Source organism: Nocardioides marinquilinus, assembly GCF_039543705.1.
Lineage (GTDB): Bacteria > Actinomycetota > Actinomycetes > Propionibacteriales > Nocardioidaceae > Nocardioides > Nocardioides marinquilinus.
The window spans coordinates 863,025-879,805 of sequence record NZ_BAABKG010000003.1 but is presented as its reverse complement, the minus strand read 5'-3'; the positions used below and the strand labels follow the sequence as shown (position 1 = coordinate 879,805).

Below are 16,781 nucleotides of genomic sequence, written 5' to 3'. Positions count from 1 at the left end.
CGGCGGGTCGTCCTGCACGACCGGCGCCGCGCCGGAGGTCGAGGAGGGCCCGATGAGCGAACGAACCCGCACCGTGCTGATGATCGGCACCCGCAAGGGCCTGTGGGTGGCCACGTCCGACGAGGCCCGCGCGTCCTGGGACCTCACCGGGCCGCACCACGACATGGAGGAGGTCTACTCCTGCCTGGTCGACCCGCGGCCGGCCGCGGACGGCGGCCCGCCGCGGCTGCTGGCCGGCGCGTCGTCGTCCTGGCTGGGCCCGCAGGTGCGGTGGAGCGACGACCTCGGCGCGACCTGGCAGGAGACGCCGGGTGGCGGCATCCGCTTCGACGCCGACCGCGGCGCCGCCCTCGAGCGGGTCTGGCAGCTCGCCCCGGGTGCGGGCCGGCACGAGGTGTGGGCCGGCACCGAGCCGGGCGCGGTGTGGCACTCGACCGACGGCGGCCGCACCTTCGCGCTCAACGAGGCGCTGTGGGAGCACCCGCACCGGGCCCAGTGGGGTGAGGGCTTCGGCGGCCAGGCCTTCCACACGATCCTGCCGCACCCCGACGACCCGGCCTCGGTCACCGTCGCGATCTCGACCGGCGGGGTCTACCAGACCTCGGACGGTGGGGCGTCGTGGGCGCCGCGCAACGCCGGCGTCCGCGCCGAGTTCCTGCCCGAGGGCCAGCAGCACCCGGAGTTCGGCCAGTGCGTGCACAAGGTCGCGCGCCACCCGGCGCGCCCCGAGCGGCTCTTCCTGCAGAACCACGGCGGCGTCTACCGCTCCGACGACCACGCCGCGACGTGGACGTCGATCGCCGAGGGGTTGCCCGCCGACTTCGGGTTCCCGGTCGTCGTCCACCCCCACGACCCCGACACCGTCTTCGTCTTCCCGATCGGCGGCGGCGAGCGCCGCTACCCGCCCCAGGGCCGGGCGCGCGTGTGGCGCTCGCGCGACGCGGGGCAGTCGTGGACGCCGCTCGGGCGCGGCCTGCCCGACCCGTGCTACGTCGCGGTGATGCGGGACGCGATGGCGGCCGACGACCACGACCGGGCCGGGCTGTACCTCGGCGCCCGCAACGGCGCCGTCTGGGCCTCGACCGACGACGGCGAGAGCTGGTCGTCGGTGGTCGCCAACCTGCCCGACGTGATGGTGGTGCGGGCCGCGGCGTTTTGAGCCCACCGCCGCGCGGTTGTTAGATTCCTACGGTTGCCGTGCAACGGCCGCGGATTCGAAGTGCCCGGGAGGACAGGCCCCGGCGCGCCGCGCAGCGAACGAGCCTAGGAGAGCCATGTCGATCGGAACCGACGCCGCGACGAAGAAGAAGATCATCGCCGAGTACGCCACGACCGAGGGCGACACCGGCTCGCCCGAGGTGCAGATCGCGCTGCTGAGCCACCGCATCGCGCACCTGACCGAGCACCTGAAGCAGCACAAGCACGACCACCACAGCCGACGCGGCCTGCTGCTGCTCGTCGGCCAGCGCCGCCGGCTGCTGAACTACCTGCGCAAGACCGAGATCGAGCGCTACCGCTCGATCGTCGAGCGCCTCGGTCTGCGCCGCTGACTCCGAAGGGACCCACCGCCGGTGGGTCCCTTCGCTCGTCCTGGGCCCCCGGGCCCCGGACCCGCACCACAACTGAACACCCCACCACCAGGAGCGACCCGCGACGTCCGCGGCGCGGTCCTCGGTAGTGGCTCTCAGGAGACGGCCGACCGGCCGGAGCCGCCTGCGGGCCTCGATCGAAGACCGGCCATCACCGCGGCCGCGCGAGATCTGCTCGCGAACAGAAAGACACGACGTGACTGAACCCGTCATCTCCGCCGTCGAGACCGTGCTCGACAACGGTCCCTTCGGCACCCGCACCGTCAAGTTCGAGACCGGGCTGCTGGCCCGGCAGGCCGCCGGTGCGGTCACCGCCTACCTCGACGACGAGACGATGCTGCTCTCGGCCACCACGGCCGGCAAGCACCCCAAGGACCACTTCGACTTCTTCCCCCTCACGATCGACGTCGAGGAGCGGATGTACGCCGTGGGCCAGATCCCCGGCTCGTTCTTCCGCAGCGAGGGCCGCCCGGGCGAGGACGCGATCCTCACCTGCCGCCTCATCGACCGCCCGCTGCGCCCGACCTTCAAGAAGGGTCTGCGCAACGAGGTCCAGGTCGTCATCACCGTGATGGCGCTCGACCCCGACCAGCCCTACGACGTCCTGGCCATCAACGCGGCCTCGATGTCGACCCAGCTCTCCGGCCTGCCGTTCTCCGGCCCGGTCGGCGGCGTCCGCATGGCCCTCATCGACGGTCGCTGGGTGGCCTTCCCGAGCCACAGCCAGCTCGAGGGCGCCGTCTTCGACATGGTCGTGGCCGGCCGCGTCACCGAGACCGGCGACGTCGCGATCATGATGGTCGAGGCCGAGGCCCCCGAGCACACCTACGAGCTCGTCGCCGGTGGCGGCCAGGCCCCCTCCGAGGAGGTCGTGGCCGGCGGTCTCGACGCCGCCAAGCCCTTCATCAAGCAGCTGTGCGAGGCGCAGGCCGAGCTGGCCAAGCAGGCCGCCAAGCCCGTGCAGGAGTTCCCCGTCTTCCTCGACTACGAGGACGACGTCTACGACGCCGTCGCCTCCGCGGTCTCGGCGCAGACCACCGAGGCCCTGGCCATCGTCGGCAAGCAGGAGCGCGACGAGAGGCTCGACGAGGTCAAGGCCTCGCTGCTCGAGCAGCTCGGCGACCGGTTCGAGGGTCGCGAGAAGGAGGTCGGCGCCGCGTTCAAGTCGGTGACCAAGGCCCTGATGCGCGAGCGCGTGCTGCGCGACAAGATCCGCATGGACGGCCGCGGCCTGGCCGACATCCGGCCGCTGCACGCCGAGGTCGGCGTCATCCCGCGGGTGCACGGCTCGGCCCTGTTCGAGCGCGGCGAGACCCAGATCCTGGGCGTCACCACGCTGAACATGCTCAAGCTCGAGCAGCAGCTCGACACGTTGAGCCCCGAGAAGCACCGCCGCTACATGCACAAGTACGTCTTCCCGCCGTTCTCCACCGGCGAGACCGGCCGCGTGGGCTCGCCCAAGCGCCGCGAGGTCGGCCACGGCGCGCTCGCGCGTCGCGCGCTGCTGCCGGTGCTGCCCAGCCGCGAGGAGTTCCCCTACGCCATCCGTCAGCTGTCGGAGGCCATGGGCTCCAACGGCTCCACCTCGATGGGCTCGGTCTGCGCCTCGACGCTGTCGCTGCTGCAGGCCGGTGTGCCGCTCAAGGCCCCCGTGGCCGGCATCGCGATGGGCCTGATCTCCGGTGAGGTCGACGGCGAGACCACCTACGTGGCCCTCACCGACATCCTCGGCGCCGAGGACGCGATGGGCGACATGGACTTCAAGGTCGCCGGCACCCGCGAGTTCGTCACCGCGCTGCAGCTCGACACCAAGCTCGACGGCATCCCCGCCGAGGTGCTCGCCGCCGCGCTGACCCAGGCCAAGGACGCCCGCCTGGCCATCCTCGACGTCATGGCCGAGGCCATCGACGCCCCCGAGGAGATGTCGCTGCACGCGCCGCGCATCATCACCGTGCGCATCCCGGTCGACAAGATCGGCGAGGTCATCGGCCCCAAGGGCAAGGTCATCAACCAGATCCAGGACGACACCGGCGCCTCGATCTCCATCGAGGACGACGGCACGATCTACATCGGGGCCACCGACGGCGCCTCCGCCGAGGCGGCGCGCAACGCGGTCAACCAGATCGCCAACCCGACGATGCCCGAGGTCGGCGAGCGCTACCTCGGCACGATCGTGAAGACCACCAACTTCGGTGCCTTCGTCTCGCTCCTGCCGGGCAAGGACGGCCTGCTGCACATCACCAAGCTGCGTGGCCTGGTGGGCGGCAAGCGCGTCGAGAACGTCGAGGACGTCGTCTCGGTCGGCCAGAAGATCCAGGTCGAGATCGCCGAGGTCGACGACCGCGGCAAGCTCTCGCTCGTCCCGGTCCTCGAGGAGTCCACCGGCTCCGAGGCGACCGAGACCACCGAGGAGGACTGACCCACACGCTGACCCGTCAGACATGTCTGACGGGTCAGCGTCGGGCACGACCATGCAGAAGACGCGTACGCGCACGCTCTCGACCGTTCGGGACGACGCGGGGCAGGTGACCTCGCAGGTCCGCCGCACCGTGCTGCCCAGCGGGCTGCGGGTGGTGACCGAGCAGATGGTCGGCGCCCGCTCCGCCACCGTGGGGGTCTGGGTCGACGTTGGCTCCCGCGACGAGACGCCGGCGCTGCACGGGTGCTCCCACTTCCTCGAGCACCTGCTGTTCAAGGGCACCGGCGAGCGCTCGGCGCTCGACATCTCGGTGGCCCTCGACGAGGTCGGCGGTGAGTTCAACGCCTTCACCGCCAAGGAGTACACCTGCTTCCACGCGCGGGTGCTCGACGACGACCTGCCGCTGGCCGTCGACGTCATCGGCGACATGGTGACCTCCTCGGTCATCACCGCCGACGACGTCGAGGCCGAGCGCGAGGTGATCCTCGACGAGATCGCCATGCACGACGACGACCCCGACGACGTCGTCCACAACCTGTTCGCGGCGCAGGCGTGGGGTGCCGACTCGCCGCTCGGCCGGCCGATCGCCGGCACCGTCGAGTCGATCACCGGCCTCGACCGCGCCCGCATCGTGCGCTTCTACCGCCGCCACTACCGGCCGCATCGCATGGTGGTGGCCGTCGCCGGCAGCCTCGACCACGCCACCGTGGTCGCCCAGGTGCGCCGGGCCTTCGGCCGTGGCGGCTTCCTCGACGTCGAGCACGCCCCCACCGAGCCGCGGCGCGGCGCCCGCCGGGTGCGCGTGCACCCGGGCGCCGCGAGCGAGACGCGGCCCTTCGAGCAGGTCAACGTCGTCCTCGGGATGGCGGGCCTGCCCCGCGACGACGACCGGCGCTTCGCGCTCGGCGTCCTCAACACCGCCCTCGGCGGCGGGACGTCGAGCCGGCTGTTCCAGGAGATCCGCGAGCGGCGCGGCCTGGCCTACTCGGTCTACTCCTTCTCCTCCCACCACGCCGACGCCGGCCTGGTCGGCGTCTCGGTCGGCTGCCTGCCGGCCAAGCTCGACGAGGTGCTGGCCACCGTGCGCGCCGAGCTGGCGCGGGTGGCCGCCGACGGCATCACCGACGACGAGCTGGTGCGCGGCAAGGGCCAGCTGCGCGGCGGTCTCGTGCTCGGCCTCGAGGACTCCGCCTCCCGCATGATCCGGCTCGGCAAGGCCGAGCTGGTGCACGACGAGCTGCTCGACGTCGACGAGGTGCTCGCGCGCATCGACGCCGTCACCCTGGACGACGTCCGCACCGTCGCCGCCGAGGTGTTCACCCGGCCCGAGATCCTGGCGGTCGTGGGTCCTTCGTGACAGACGGACCCTGAGTTCGTCGAAGGGCCATCACGTCGCTGGGGCCGAGGTTCCGCAGTCGGGCGGCCGTTGACCTCACGAGGTCTCGACACGCCGGTCGCGACCTCGTTCCTCGCGCGTCCGTCGTCAGCGGCGGCCGATGATGCCGAGCACCCGCGGCTGCGGGTGGTCGACGACCGAGACCCGGAACCCGCCGCGGGTCAGGGCCTCGGAGGCCTGCTTGAGGATCTTCGGCACCTGCTCGGGCAGCCGCGGCTCGAAGAACAGGTAGACCGCGCCGCCGGGCAGCACGCGCTCGTGGAGCAGCGCCACCTCGTCGTCGCAGCGGCGCACCCAGAACAGGTTGACGTTGAAGGCGAAGACCTTGTGCAGCCGCTTGACCGGCACCCGCAGCGTCGCGAGGTCGATCTGGCGCACCGTGAGCCGACCGGCCTTCACGTACTGCTCGCAGCGCCGCTTGGTGCGGTCGACGCCCGACTCGGAGCGGTCGATGGCGAACAGCTTGCCGGTCTCGAGCCGCGAGCAGATGAGCTCGGCCGCGGCACCGGGCCCGCAGCCGATCTCGAGCACGTGGTCGGTCGGCTGGGGGTCCATGAAGTCGACGGCCCACTTGATTCGCGCCGGGATCTGCTGCGCCACCATGGCCTCAGCCTGCCAGAACCGTCGACCCGCGCGTGGACGTAGGTCGCCGCGGGTGGCTCTAGGGTGACGTCGTGGCGCAGCGGATCGCGGTGGGGGTGCTCGGAGCGAGGGGCAAGGTGGGCTCGCAGGTGTGCGCCGCGGTCGACGCGGCCGACGACCTCGAGCTGGTCGCCGAGGTCGACGAGGACGACGACCCGCGGCTGCTGGTCGAGCGCGGCGCGGCCGTCGCCGTGGACTTCACCCACCCGGACGCGGTCATGGGGCACCTCGAGCTGTGCCTCGCGCACGGCGTCCACGCCGTCGTCGGCACCACCGGCTTCGACGACGCGCGGCTGGCCGCGCTGCGCGCGCAGGTGGAGCAGCGTCCGGGCGTCGGCGTCCTGGTCGCGCCGAACTTCTCGATCGGCGCCCTGCTGATGATGCGGTTCGCCGCCGAGGCCGCGCCCCACTACGAGTCGGTCGAGATCGTCGAGCTGCACCACCCCACCAAGGCCGACGCCCCCTCGGGCACCGCGCGCCGCACCGCCGAGCTGGTGGCCGCCGCGCGGCGCGAGGCCGGCAGCCCGCCCGCGCCCGACGCCACCTCCACCGCCCTGGACGGCGCGCGCGGCGCCGACGTCGACGGCGTCCCCGTGCACGCGGTGCGGCTGCGCGGCCTCGTCGCCCACCAGGAGGTGCTGCTCGGCGGGTCGGGGGAGACCCTCACCATCCGGCACGACTCCTTCGACCGCTCCTCCTTCGCGCCCGGCGTCCTGGCCGCCGTCCGCGCCATCGGCGACCGGCCCGGCCTGACCGTCGGCCTCGAGCACCTCCTGGAGCTGTAGTCACCGGGTCGCTCCGGGCGGCGTGTGGTCGCGTGCTGCCGGGGTCGAGGTGCCCGGGCCGCTGACGCGTCTGCACGTTCCTGCAGGTTCGTGCGTTGCACAAACGTGGTGTGACAGGTAACTCGACCCTCCGGGGGCGCCGTTGCCACAGTGGAGGCAGGACGACGTCCGCTCGGGCGGACGTCGTCACGACCGACACGGAAGGCACCACATGCGCACGACTCTCGGGCTCGCCGCCTCGACCCTGCTCATCACCGGCTCGCTCGGAGCCCTGGCCGGTTCGGCCACCGGCGCCACCGGTGACCCCGACCGGCCGCCGACCGGGGACCCGGTCGAGCAGGAGGTCGAGCAGGAGGTCGAGCAGGAGGTCGAGCAGGAGAAGGTGCTCGGCGCCGCCCGCGCCGACTCGCTCGTCGAGCGGGCCATGGGCGCGCTCGCGGCCCACCCGCGGGCCGCGCGGGAGCCGCGGGCCGACGGCCCGGTCGAGCAGGAGTTCGTGCCGACCGACACGCTGGTCGACTCCGACGGCACCACCCACGTGCGCTTCGACCGCACCTACGGCGGCCTGCCGGTGCTCGGCGGCGACGTCGTCGTGCACCAGGCGCCCGACGCCGCCCTCGACGGCGTCAGCCAGACCCTGCGGGCGCCGCTGACCCTCGCGGTGCGCCCGGCCCTCGAGGCCGCCGCCGCCCGCACCACCACGCTGGCCCCGGCGAGGGCCACGCGCGGCATCAGCGACCTGCGTGCCGCCGAGGCCGCGCCCGAGCTCGTCGTCGACGCGCTCGGGGCCCGGCCGCGCCTGGCCTGGGCGGTGCTCACGCTCGGCCGCCAGGACGACGGCACGCCGAGCCGCCTGACCACCTACGTCGACGCGCGCACCGGCGACGTCATCCGCCGCGTCGAGGGCATCCACACCGCCGACGGCGAGGGCACCGGCCTCTACAGCGGCACCGTCGACCTCTCCGTCGCCCAGACCAGCGGCGGCTACACCCTCACCGACGTCGCCCACGGCAACGCCGTGACCACCGACATGAAGAACAAGCAGGACAACGCGCTGTGCCAGCTGCTCGGCAGCTGCAGCAACGGCTCGGCGTTCACCAGCCCCGACGCCTCGTTCGGCACCGGCAGCAACGCCAACCGCGAGTCGGCCGCGGTCGACGCCCACTACGGCGGCGCGATGACCTTCGAGTACTTCCGCGACGAGCTCGGCCGCGACGGCATCTTCGGCGACGGCACGGGCGCCCCGAGCCGCGTGCACTACGGCACGAACTACGTCAACGCCTTCTGGGACGGCGAGAAGATGACCTACGGCGACGGCGACGGCAGCTCGTTCGGCCCGCTGGTCAGCCTCGACGTGGCCGGCCACGAGATGAGCCACGGCGTCACCGAGAACACCGCGAACCTGACCTACTCCGGTGAGTCCGGCGGCCTGAACGAGGCGACGTCCGACATCTTCGGCACGATGGTGGAGTTCCACGCCGCCAACGCCAACGACCCGGCCGACTACTACATCGGCGAGGAGTTCGACCTCGCGAACGGCGAGGGCTTCCGGCGCATGGACGACCCGCAGCGCGACGGCTCGTCGTACTCCTGCTACCAGGCCGGCATCGGCAACGCCGACGTGCACTACTCCTCGGGCGTGGGCAACCACTTCTTCTACCTGCTGGCCGAGGGCTCGGGCACCAAGACCATCGGCGGCAAGCAGCACGTCTCGCCGACCTGCAACGGCTCGACCGTCACCGGGATCGGCCGCGACGCCGCGGAGAAGATCTGGTTCCGGGCGCTGACGACCTACTTCACCTCGGGCACCACCTACGCCCAGGCCCGCACCGCCACCGTGCAGGCGGCGGGTGACCTGTACGGCGCGGGCAGCGCCGAGCAGAGCGCGGTCGCCGCGGCGTGGAGCGCGGTCGCCGTCGGCTGAGCGCAGCCACCCCTGAGCGAACGGGGTCCGTGCCGGACGGAACCGGCACGGGCCCCGTTCTCCATGCGTCGGCGTGGTCGTGGCGCGGTCTCGAGGCTCGGCCGTGGCCGGCCTCGCACCTCGACCATCGTCATCTCACGATGGTCGAGGTGCGAGGAGCCCTGGCGACGAGCCTCGAGACCACCGGCCCTCCGAGGCCGACCCGGCCACGGACCCTGAGCGCGGTCGAAGGGCCCGGCCCGGGCGGTCAGACCAGCGAGGTGTGCAGCCGCACCTGCTTGACGGTGCTCGCGCCGGTGCCGTCGAGGTCGAGCTCGCGGTGGGCCGAGTCGGGCGCCCAGCCGGCGCCGGTGAGGAAGGCGCGGCGGACGTCGTCCGTGGCGACGACCCAGGAGACGGCGCGGGTGAAGCGGTCGGCCTGCAGCGTCTCGGCCGCGGCCTGCAGCAGCCGCGAGCCGTGGCCGAGACCGCGGTCGTCGGCGGAGACCACCAGCTCGACCACCTCGCCGTTGGAGACCGGGTCGCAGTCGGGGTCGGCCGCGGGCGTCAGCACCGCGAACCCGACCACCCGGTTGCGCTCCAGGGCCACCAGCACCCGGTTGCGCGCGTCGCTCGGGCGGGCGAGCGCGTCGCGCCAGGTGGCGGCGACGGCCTCGGGGCCGGGCAGCACGTCGGCGGGCACGAGGCCGTCGTACTGCTCGCGCCACGAGGCGACCTGGACGGCGGCCACGGCGTCGGCGTCGTCGGCCCACGCCACGCGCACCGAGACGTCAGCCGAGGGGGTGTCGCGAGGGGTCACGCCAGCGAGGCTAGTGTCGAACGCATGGAGTTCCGCAACCTCGGCAAGAGCGGCCTGAAGGTCTCGGCCGTCTCGTACGGCAACTGGCTCACCCACGGATCCCAGGTCGAGGAGGACGCCGCGCTCGCCTGCGTGCGGCAGGCCCTCGACGAGGGCATCACGACCTTCGACACCGCCGACGTCTACGCCAACACCGCGGCCGAGACCGTGCTCGGCAAGGCGCTGAAGGATCAGCGTCGCGAGAGCCTGGAGATCTTCACCAAGGTCTTCTTCGCGACCGGCCCCGGCGGCCCCAACGACTCGGGCCTGTCGCGCAAGCACATCCTCGAGTCCATCGACGGGTCGCTGCGCCGCCTGCAGACCGACCACGTCGACCTCTACCAGGCCCACCGCTACGACCACGAGACCCCGCTCGAGGAGACGATGCAGGCCTTCGCCGACGTCGTCCGCGCGGGCAAGGCGCTCTACATCGGCGTCTCGGAGTGGCGCGCGGAGGAGATCCGCGCGGCCCACGAGCTCGCCGTCGAGCTGGGCGTGCCGCTGGTCTCGAACCAGCCGCAGTACAACATGCTGTGGCGCGTCATCGAGGCCGAGGTCGTGCCCACGTGCGACGAGCTCGGCATGGGGCAGGTGGTCTGGTCGCCCATCGCGCAGGGCGCGCTCACCGGCAAGTACAAGCCGGGCGAAGAGCACCCGGCCGGCTCGCGCGCCACCGACGAGAAGGGTGGCGCCGACATGATCAAGCGCTGGCTGGAGGACGACGTCCTCGAGCGCATCCAGCGCCTGCAGCCGATCGCCGACGACGCCGGGCTCTCGATGGCCCAGCTCGCCGTCGCCTGGACGCTGCAGAACGACAACGTCTCCACCGCGATCATCGGCGCCTCGCGGCCCGAGCAGGTCACCGACAACGTCAAGGCCGCCGGCGTGCGTCTCGACGCCGACGTGCTGAAGGCCATCGACGACGTCGTGGGCGACGTCGTCGAGCGCGACGCCGCCAAGACGCAGTCGCCGCGCCGCTCGGAGATGTACTCCTAGCGACCGCCGCACGGCCCGCTGGACAGCGACGGGGCCGGACGCCGCTCGGCGTCCGGCCCCGTCGGCGTCTCAGCCGGGTGCGCGGGTCAGCGGTAGTGCTCGGGCAGCGGCTGGCCGATCTTGACCTGGGCCTTCGGCAGCCGCATGAACTTCATCTGCATGGCGCGGGTAAGGGCGTAGAACGTGGTGCCCTTCGTGGTCTCCTCGGGGAAGCGCTCGCGCAGCTGCTTGCGCAGCCGCAGGCGCAGCACGACGAGGTCGACCAGCAGCACCAGGAACAGCGGGAAGACCAGGGCCGGCACGAACAGCGAGACGATCATCAGCGGGATGACGACCTCGGCGAAGGAGAACCGGCTGTCGACGAAGTCGCGGATGAAGCGCCGCACCGGGCCCTTGTCGCGCGGCAGCAGGTAGCGCTCCTCGCCGCGCTTCATGCCCTCGCGGGCCTTTGCGCCGGCCTCGCCGCGCAGCGCGCGCTGCTTGGCCATCTGCTCCTTGCGGGTGCGCGGCACCCGGGCGCGCTCACGGGCGGCCGCCTCGGCCTCCTTGCGGGTCGGCGTGGGCCTGCCCTTGCCACCCTCCTTGGCCAGGGTGGGCGTGGACGCGGTCTCGGGCTCGGACTTCGTGCGGCGCAGCTTCATGACGCCGCTCATCCTATCGGCGGGGTCGCGAAGGGCCCGCGTCGTCGCGGCGGCTGCGCGGGCCGGCCGGTCCGGCGGGGTCGGGCGGGGTCGGACGGGGTCGGGCGGGGTCGGGCCGGGACCGGCCGTTGAGGCCGTCGACCGTCTTGCCGTCGCGGCATAGGGTGAGCGCCATGAGCATGATGAAGCGGATGAGCATGATCTTCCGGGCGAAGGCCAACAAGGCCCTCGACCGGGCCGAGGATCCGCGCGAGACCCTCGACTACAGCTACCAGCGTCAGCTCGAGCTGCTCTCGAAGGTGCGTCGCGGCGTCGCCGACGTCGCCACCAGCCGCAAGCGCGTCGAGCTGCAGATCACCCAGCTCGAGCAGCAGGCCGCCAAGCTGCAGACCCAGGCCGAGAAGGCCCTGCAGATGGACCGCGAGGACCTCGCGCGCGAGGCGCTCACCCGCAAGTCCGGGCTCAACCAGCAGATCGCCGACCTCCAGACCCAGCACGCGCAGCTGCAGGGCGAGGAGGAGAAGCTCGTGCTGGCCCAGCAGCGGCTGCAGGCGAAGGTCGAGGCCTTCCGCACCCGCAAGGAGACCATCAAGGCCACCTACACCGCCGCCGAGGCCCAGACCCGCATCAACGAGGCCGTCTCCGGCATCGGTGAGGAGATGGGCGACGTCGGCATGGCCGTCCAGCGGGCCGAGGACAAGACCGCGCAGATGCAGGCTCGCGCCGGCGCCATCGACGAGCTCATCGCCTCCGGTGCGCTCGACGACGTCACCAGCACCGGTCCGAGCGACGACATCTCCCGCGAGCTCGACGCCATGAGCTCGCAGTCCGACGTCGAGCTCGAGCTGGCCCGCCTCAAGGGCATCTCGGCCCCGCAGGCGCCCGGTCAGCTCGGCGCCGGCGACGCCGGTGCGGCCGACCCGCTGTCGAAGCAGACCCAGGCCGAGGGGGAGACGCCCCGATGAGCGAGAGCGAGAAGAGCGGCCTCATCATCCGCATCCTCGGCGAGGGCCAGTACGACGTCGGCGACGACGCCCTCGACCGGCTCAACGAGCTCGACGCTGCCGTCGAGGCGGCTATCGAGGCCGGCGACGAGGCGGCCTTCCGTCCCGCGCTCGAGGCCCTGCTCGAGGGGGTCCGCACCGCCGGCGGCACCCACGCCCTCGACACCTTCGACGAGTCCGACCTGATCCTCCCGCCGGGCGACGCCTCGATGGACGACGTCCGCTCGATGCTCGCCGACGACGGCCTCATCCCCGGCTGACCCTCGTCCGGTCCCCGGTCGGTAGGCTGCCCGCCCGCCCCGTCGGCGGCCCCCGGCGGCCCCGCCGGCCGCGGCCGGGTTTGACCCGGCCGCCACACTGGCCCCATGGCCAGATCGCGCTTCGTCGGTGACGCCGGGCTGACGGCCCGGATGACCCTCGCCATGCTGCTGCTCGGCGGGCTGTTCGTCGTCCTCGTCGTCGGTGTGGCCCTCGCGGTCGGGGGCGCCATCGGCGTCGTCGTCGGCGTGATCGGCATCGGCATCGCGGTCTACCAGTGGAGCAAGTCCGACAAGGTCGCCATGCAGGCGATGCGGGCCCGCGAGGTGACGCCGGAGGAGGCGCCCGAGCTGCACGGCATGATCGACCGGCTCTGCGCGCTGGCCGACATGCCCAAGCCGCGGGTCGGCGTCGCCGACACCGACGTCCCCAACGCCTTCGCCACCGGCCGCTCGCCCGACCGGGCCGTGGTGTGCGTGACCACCGGCATCCTGCAGCGCCTGACCGTCGAGGAGCTCGAGGGCGTGCTCGCCCACGAGCTGGCGCACGTCGCGCACCGCGACGTGCTGGTGATGACCGTGGCGTCGTCCGCCGGTATCGCCGCCGGCCTGATCACCCAGGGCGCGCAGTACGGCGGCCTCGGCCTGGTCGGACGCCGCAACAACGGCGGCGGCGCGCCGGCGTGGCTCGTCGTCCTCGTCGTCAGCCTCGTCGTCTACGCCGTCAGCTTCCTGCTGCTGCGCCTGCTCTCGCGCTACCGCGAGCTCTCCGCCGACCGCGCGGGCGCCCAGCTGACCCTCAAGCCGGCCGCCCTCGCCTCCGCGCTGCAGAAGATCACCGGCGAGATCAACCAGATCCCCGACCGCGACCTGCGCCAGGTCAGCGCGGCCAGCGCCCTGTGCATCGCCCCGGCCCTCAAGGGGGTCGGCCTGCGCACGCTCACCTCGACCCACCCCTCGCTCGAGCAGCGCCTCGAGCAGCTCGCCCGCATCCAGGCCGAGCTCGACCGGCCGCAGGGCTGAGGCGGGCACCGGTGGGCTTCCTCGACAGCATCCTGGGCCGCTCGAAGCCGAAGGAGGCCGACCTCGACGCGCTCTTCGCCGTGCCGAGCGCCGTGATCTCCCTGCAGGCGCGGCTCGGCCTGGTGCCCACCGGCGACGGCGCGGTCTGCTACCGCGCGGCCGCCGGGCCGGCCTTCGCCGACACCCAGAGCGGCGTCGTCGACCTGCTCGCCGCCGCCGAGAACGCCCCCGAGGTGCGGGTCACCACCGACGGCTTCGGCTTCACCTGGCTCGAGGTCGACCACCCGCCCTACGACCCCGACGAGGGCGACCTCGGCGCGCTGTGCACCGACCTGCACGCGGTCAACACCACGCTGGAGGACGCCGGGTTCGGCCCGGCGCTGCTGTGCTCGCTGGTCCCGCTGGCCGACAGCAGCGGACGACGTCTCGGCCTGGTCTACCTCTACAAGCAGGGCACCTTCTACCCGTTCGCGCCGGTGGTCGGCGAGCAGCAGGCGCGCGACAACCTGCTCGAGATCCAGGTGCGCGACGCGCTGGCCGGCGAGCTGCCGGTCGAGCAGGACCTCTCCCGCTGGCTGGCGATCTGGGGCGCGCCCGGCCTGTGAGCGCCGTCCCTGCCCCTAGAGTGCCCAGCGTGGACGACGCGCGTCGAGTGGCGAGCATCGCCGAGCTCGACGTGCTCGAGCGCCCGCCCCGGGCCGACCTCGAGGCCATCGCCGAGCTGGCCGCGAAGGTCTGCGTGACCCCGATGGCGACCATCAACATCATCACCGACGACGCGCAGCACCAGGTGGCCGCCTACGGCTTCCCGGCCGCCATCTGCCGGCGCGAGGACTCGATGTGCGCGCAGGTGCTCGACGCCGACACCCCGATCGTGGTCACCGACGCCTCGCTCGACGAGCGGTTCCGGCACAACCCGTTCGTCACCGGCGTGCTCGGCAGCGTGCGGTTCTACGCCTCCCACAAGCTCACGACGCGTGACGGGGTCGACATCGGCACGCTGTGCGTCTTCGACGACCGCCCGCGCGAGCTGGACGACGCGCAGACCGAGGCGCTCGGCACGCTCGCCGCGCGCATCGTCGACGTCCTCGAGCTCTCGCTGCGCAGCCGGCAGCTGGCCGAGTCGAACCAGCGGCTGCAGACCTTCGCCGGCCGGGTCAGCCACGACCTCAAGACCCCGCTCACCAGCTTGTCGATGTCGCTCGAGATGGTGCGCGAGCAGCTCTCCGACGGCGCCGACCCCGCGGTGCTCGAGGGGTTGCTCGAGCGGGCGCTGCGCGGCTCGGCGCGCATGGCGGCCATGATCGACGACGTCCTCGCCTTCGCCACGCTCGGTGGCGGGCTGCAGACCGAGGAGGTCGCGCTCGACGACGTGCTCGACGAGGCGGTCGCCGATCTCGACGGACGGCTGCGAGGCGTCGAGGTCGAGCGTGGGCCCCTTCCGGCGGTGCAGGCGGACGCCGTCCAGCTGCGTGCGGTGCTGCAGAACCTGCTCGACAACGCGGCCAAGTACCGCCACCCCGACCGGCCCGCCCGCGTCGTCGTCAGCGCGGCGCGCAGCGCGGTCGGCTGGCGGGTCTCGGTGGCCGACAACGGTCCCGGCATCCCCGAGGCCGAGCGTGGCCGGGTCTTCGAGTCGCGGGTGCGTCTCGACCGCGACGCCGACCGGGCCGGCGGGTCGGGCATCGGCCTCGACACCGCGCGACGCGTGGTGCAGGCCCACGGCGGCGCCATCGGCATCTCCGAGACGCCCGGCGGTGGCGCGACCGTGTGGTTCGACCTGCCCGACTGACCTCCGCCGACGAGGTCGTGCCCGTCGAGCAACCCCGGGCGGGGTCGCCGACGTGTTCTCCTCGACCGTGCCCCGAGGGGCACCCACCACCGACGGGGAGACGATGAGAGCGGACCAACGCGCCGACTTCGAGCAGTTCGCCGCAGCCCACACCCGCCGGCTCCGCCGGGCCGCCTACCTGCTGTGCGGCGACTGGCAGCGCGCCGAGGACGCCGCGCAGGACGCCCTGGTCAAGCTGTACGTCGCGTGGCCGCGCGTGCAGCGCCGCGACCGGGCCGTGGCCTACGCCCACCGCGTGGTCACCAACGCCGTGATCGACCAGTCACGGCGGCCGTGGCGCCGCGAGCAGGCCACCGAGACACTGCCCGAACGCCCGGCCGACGTCGTCGACCCGGTCGGCGGCGCCGAGCGGCGGCTCGCCGTCCTCGCCGCCCTCGAGCAGCTGCCGCCCCGACGGCGGGCCTGCGTGGTGCTGCGGTTCTTCTCCGACCTCTCCGTCGCCGAGACCGCGGCCGCCCTCGGGATCAACGACGGCACCGTCAAGAGCCAGACCGCGCGGGCGCTCGACCAGCTGCGCGACTCGCTCGCCGAGACCGGACTCGACCTCGCGATGGAGGACCACCGATGAACGACCGCATCACCGACCTGCTCGACGAGGTCGCCGACGACACCGGACGGCCCGTGGGCTTCAGCACCGCCGACGTCGTGCGCGGCGGGCAGGCCCGCCGGCGGCGCCGCTTCGCGGCCGCCGGCACCCTCGCCGCCGTCGTCACCGCCGGGGTCGTGGCCACGCTGGTCGTCACGGGCCCGGGCGAGGCGGGGGAGCGGCCAGGCGGGTTCGCGACCGACCCGACGCCGTCCGTGGCGCCGAGCGGCGACCCGACGGCCGCGTCGTCCGGGTCGCCCGCCTCGCCGGCGCCGACGTCGACGCCGACCGAGCCGCTCGGCGGGCAGGACGCCCTGGTCGACGGCCGCTGCCGCGCGCTGGCCGAGCCGCCGCTGGGCGAGTGGCGGCTCGACGCCCAGGCGACCGTGGGCGGCGGGTCGACCGCGACCTTCGTCTCGCCGCAGGGCGACCGCTGGCGACAGTGCGACCTCGGCGGCGAGGCGACGGTTCCGGGGGTCTCACCGGCGCGACCGCTCGACCGCGCCGCGCCGAGCCTCGACAACGCGCCGTACGAGAGCGCGGTGGGCAGCGCGACGCTGTGCCCCAAGGACGGGCCGGCGGGGTGCACGCGCCGACTCTTCACCGCCGCGCTGCCGCTGCGCGAGGGGGTCGCCTCGGTCGAGGTCGAGACGCCGTCCGGTCGCGTCGTCGAGCCCGACCCGGGCACCGGCACCTACGTCGTGCGGTTCGTCGAGGACACCGACGACCCGATGCCCGTCCTGACGGCCACGCTGCGCGACGCCGACGGCACGGTGCTGCTGCGCTACGACATGAACGGCCTCATGCGCTGAGCCGGCTCGCCCGCTAG

Annotated in this window: 17 protein-coding genes; 14 read left to right on the top strand and 3 right to left on the bottom strand. The window is 73.2% G+C overall.

Annotation, left to right across the window (positions count from 1 at the left end; genetic code table 11):
* Positions 1–52 precede the first annotated feature (52 nt).
* The 4 genes from ABEA04_RS15325 to ABEA04_RS15310 all read left to right on the top strand — a co-directional run bounded on the left by ABEA04_RS15325 (position 53) and on the right by ABEA04_RS15310 (position 5,365).
* Positions 53–1,159 (top strand): WD40/YVTN/BNR-like repeat-containing protein, encoded by a 1,107-nt coding sequence (locus ABEA04_RS15325; RefSeq protein WP_345460256.1) that lies wholly within the window; start codon positions 53–55, stop codon positions 1,157–1,159.
* A gap of 115 nt (positions 1,160–1,274) precedes the next feature.
* Positions 1,275–1,550 carry a 30S ribosomal protein S15 gene (rpsO, locus tag ABEA04_RS15320; protein WP_345460253.1) on the top strand — a complete coding sequence of 92 codons (276 nt, stop codon included), beginning with the start codon at positions 1,275–1,277 and terminating at the stop codon, positions 1,548–1,550.
* A gap of 235 nt (positions 1,551–1,785) precedes the next feature.
* Positions 1,786–4,008 (top strand): polyribonucleotide nucleotidyltransferase, encoded by a 2,223-nt coding sequence (locus ABEA04_RS15315; RefSeq protein WP_345460250.1) that lies wholly within the window; start codon positions 1,786–1,788, stop codon positions 4,006–4,008.
* A 106-nt stretch (positions 4,009–4,114) separates the two neighbouring features.
* The gene (locus tag ABEA04_RS15310) at positions 4,115–5,365 is read left to right on the top strand and encodes a M16 family metallopeptidase (RefSeq protein ID WP_345460247.1); all 1,251 of its coding nucleotides are present in this window, start codon (positions 4,115–4,117) and stop codon (positions 5,363–5,365) included.
* Positions 5,366–5,491: 126 nt separating this feature from the next.
* Here the strand turns inward: ABEA04_RS15310 and ABEA04_RS15305 are convergent, their stop codons facing one another.
* A complete protein-coding gene (locus tag ABEA04_RS15305) occupies positions 5,492–6,007 on the bottom strand; it encodes a class I SAM-dependent methyltransferase (RefSeq protein ID WP_345460244.1) in 516 nt (171 codons plus the stop codon).
* Positions 6,008–6,078: 71 nt separating this feature from the next.
* Between ABEA04_RS15305 and dapB the strand changes: the two genes are divergently transcribed.
* Together dapB and ABEA04_RS15295 are read left to right on the top strand one after the other, a co-directional pair.
* The gene (dapB, locus tag ABEA04_RS15300) at positions 6,079–6,831 is read left to right on the top strand and encodes a 4-hydroxy-tetrahydrodipicolinate reductase (protein WP_345460241.1); all 753 of its coding nucleotides are present in this window, start codon (positions 6,079–6,081) and stop codon (positions 6,829–6,831) included.
* Between the two features lie 211 nt (positions 6,832–7,042).
* Positions 7,043–8,755 (top strand): M4 family metallopeptidase, encoded by a 1,713-nt coding sequence (locus ABEA04_RS15295; protein ID WP_345460238.1) that lies wholly within the window; start codon positions 7,043–7,045, stop codon positions 8,753–8,755.
* A gap of 247 nt (positions 8,756–9,002) precedes the next feature.
* Here ABEA04_RS15295 and ABEA04_RS15290 read toward each other — a convergent pair whose 3' ends face one another.
* Positions 9,003–9,554 (bottom strand): GNAT family N-acetyltransferase, encoded by a 552-nt coding sequence (locus tag ABEA04_RS15290; RefSeq protein WP_345460235.1) that lies wholly within the window; start codon positions 9,552–9,554, stop codon positions 9,003–9,005.
* 24 nt (positions 9,555–9,578) lie between these two features.
* Here ABEA04_RS15290 and ABEA04_RS15285 point away from each other — a divergent pair, with 24 nt between their 5' ends.
* Positions 9,579–10,589, top strand: coding sequence for an aldo/keto reductase family protein (locus ABEA04_RS15285; RefSeq protein WP_345460232.1), 1,011 nt, complete (start codon positions 9,579–9,581; stop codon positions 10,587–10,589).
* Positions 10,590–10,675: 86 nt separating this feature from the next.
* Here the strand turns inward: ABEA04_RS15285 and ABEA04_RS15280 are convergent, their stop codons facing one another.
* A complete protein-coding gene (locus ABEA04_RS15280) occupies positions 10,676–11,230 on the bottom strand; it encodes a DUF3043 domain-containing protein (RefSeq protein ID WP_345460229.1) in 555 nt (184 codons plus the stop codon).
* Positions 11,231–11,403: 173 nt separating this feature from the next.
* On the opposite strand from ABEA04_RS15280, the gene ABEA04_RS15275 reads away from it, so the two are divergent.
* The 7 genes from ABEA04_RS15275 (at position 11,404) to ABEA04_RS15245 (ending at position 16,764) form a co-directional block, all read left to right on the top strand.
* Positions 11,404–12,195 (top strand): PspA/IM30 family protein, encoded by a 792-nt coding sequence (locus ABEA04_RS15275; protein ID WP_345460226.1) that lies wholly within the window; start codon positions 11,404–11,406, stop codon positions 12,193–12,195.
* Positions 12,192–12,494 carry a PspA-associated protein PspAA gene (pspAA, locus tag ABEA04_RS15270; RefSeq protein WP_345460223.1) on the top strand — a complete coding sequence of 101 codons (303 nt, stop codon included), beginning with the start codon at positions 12,192–12,194 and terminating at the stop codon, positions 12,492–12,494. Before ABEA04_RS15275 ends, pspAA begins: the two co-directional genes overlap by 4 nt.
* A gap of 105 nt (positions 12,495–12,599) precedes the next feature.
* The gene (htpX, locus tag ABEA04_RS15265; RefSeq protein WP_345460220.1) at positions 12,600–13,514 is read left to right on the top strand and encodes a zinc metalloprotease HtpX; all 915 of its coding nucleotides are present in this window, start codon (positions 12,600–12,602) and stop codon (positions 13,512–13,514) included.
* Positions 13,515–13,525: 11 nt separating this feature from the next.
* Positions 13,526–14,119, top strand: coding sequence for a PspA-associated protein PspAB (pspAB, locus tag ABEA04_RS15260; RefSeq protein WP_345460217.1), 594 nt, complete (start codon positions 13,526–13,528; stop codon positions 14,117–14,119).
* A gap of 29 nt (positions 14,120–14,148) precedes the next feature.
* Positions 14,149–15,306, top strand: a complete 1,158-nt coding sequence (locus ABEA04_RS15255; protein WP_345460214.1) for a sensor histidine kinase — start codon at positions 14,149–14,151, stop codon at positions 15,304–15,306.
* Between the two features lie 103 nt (positions 15,307–15,409).
* Positions 15,410–15,934 (top strand): SigE family RNA polymerase sigma factor, encoded by a 525-nt coding sequence (locus ABEA04_RS15250; RefSeq protein ID WP_345460211.1) that lies wholly within the window; start codon positions 15,410–15,412, stop codon positions 15,932–15,934.
* Positions 15,931–16,764, top strand: coding sequence for a hypothetical protein (locus ABEA04_RS15245; protein ID WP_345460208.1), 834 nt, complete (start codon positions 15,931–15,933; stop codon positions 16,762–16,764). Before ABEA04_RS15250 ends, ABEA04_RS15245 begins: the two co-directional genes overlap by 4 nt.
* Positions 16,765–16,781: the final 17 nt, after the last annotated feature.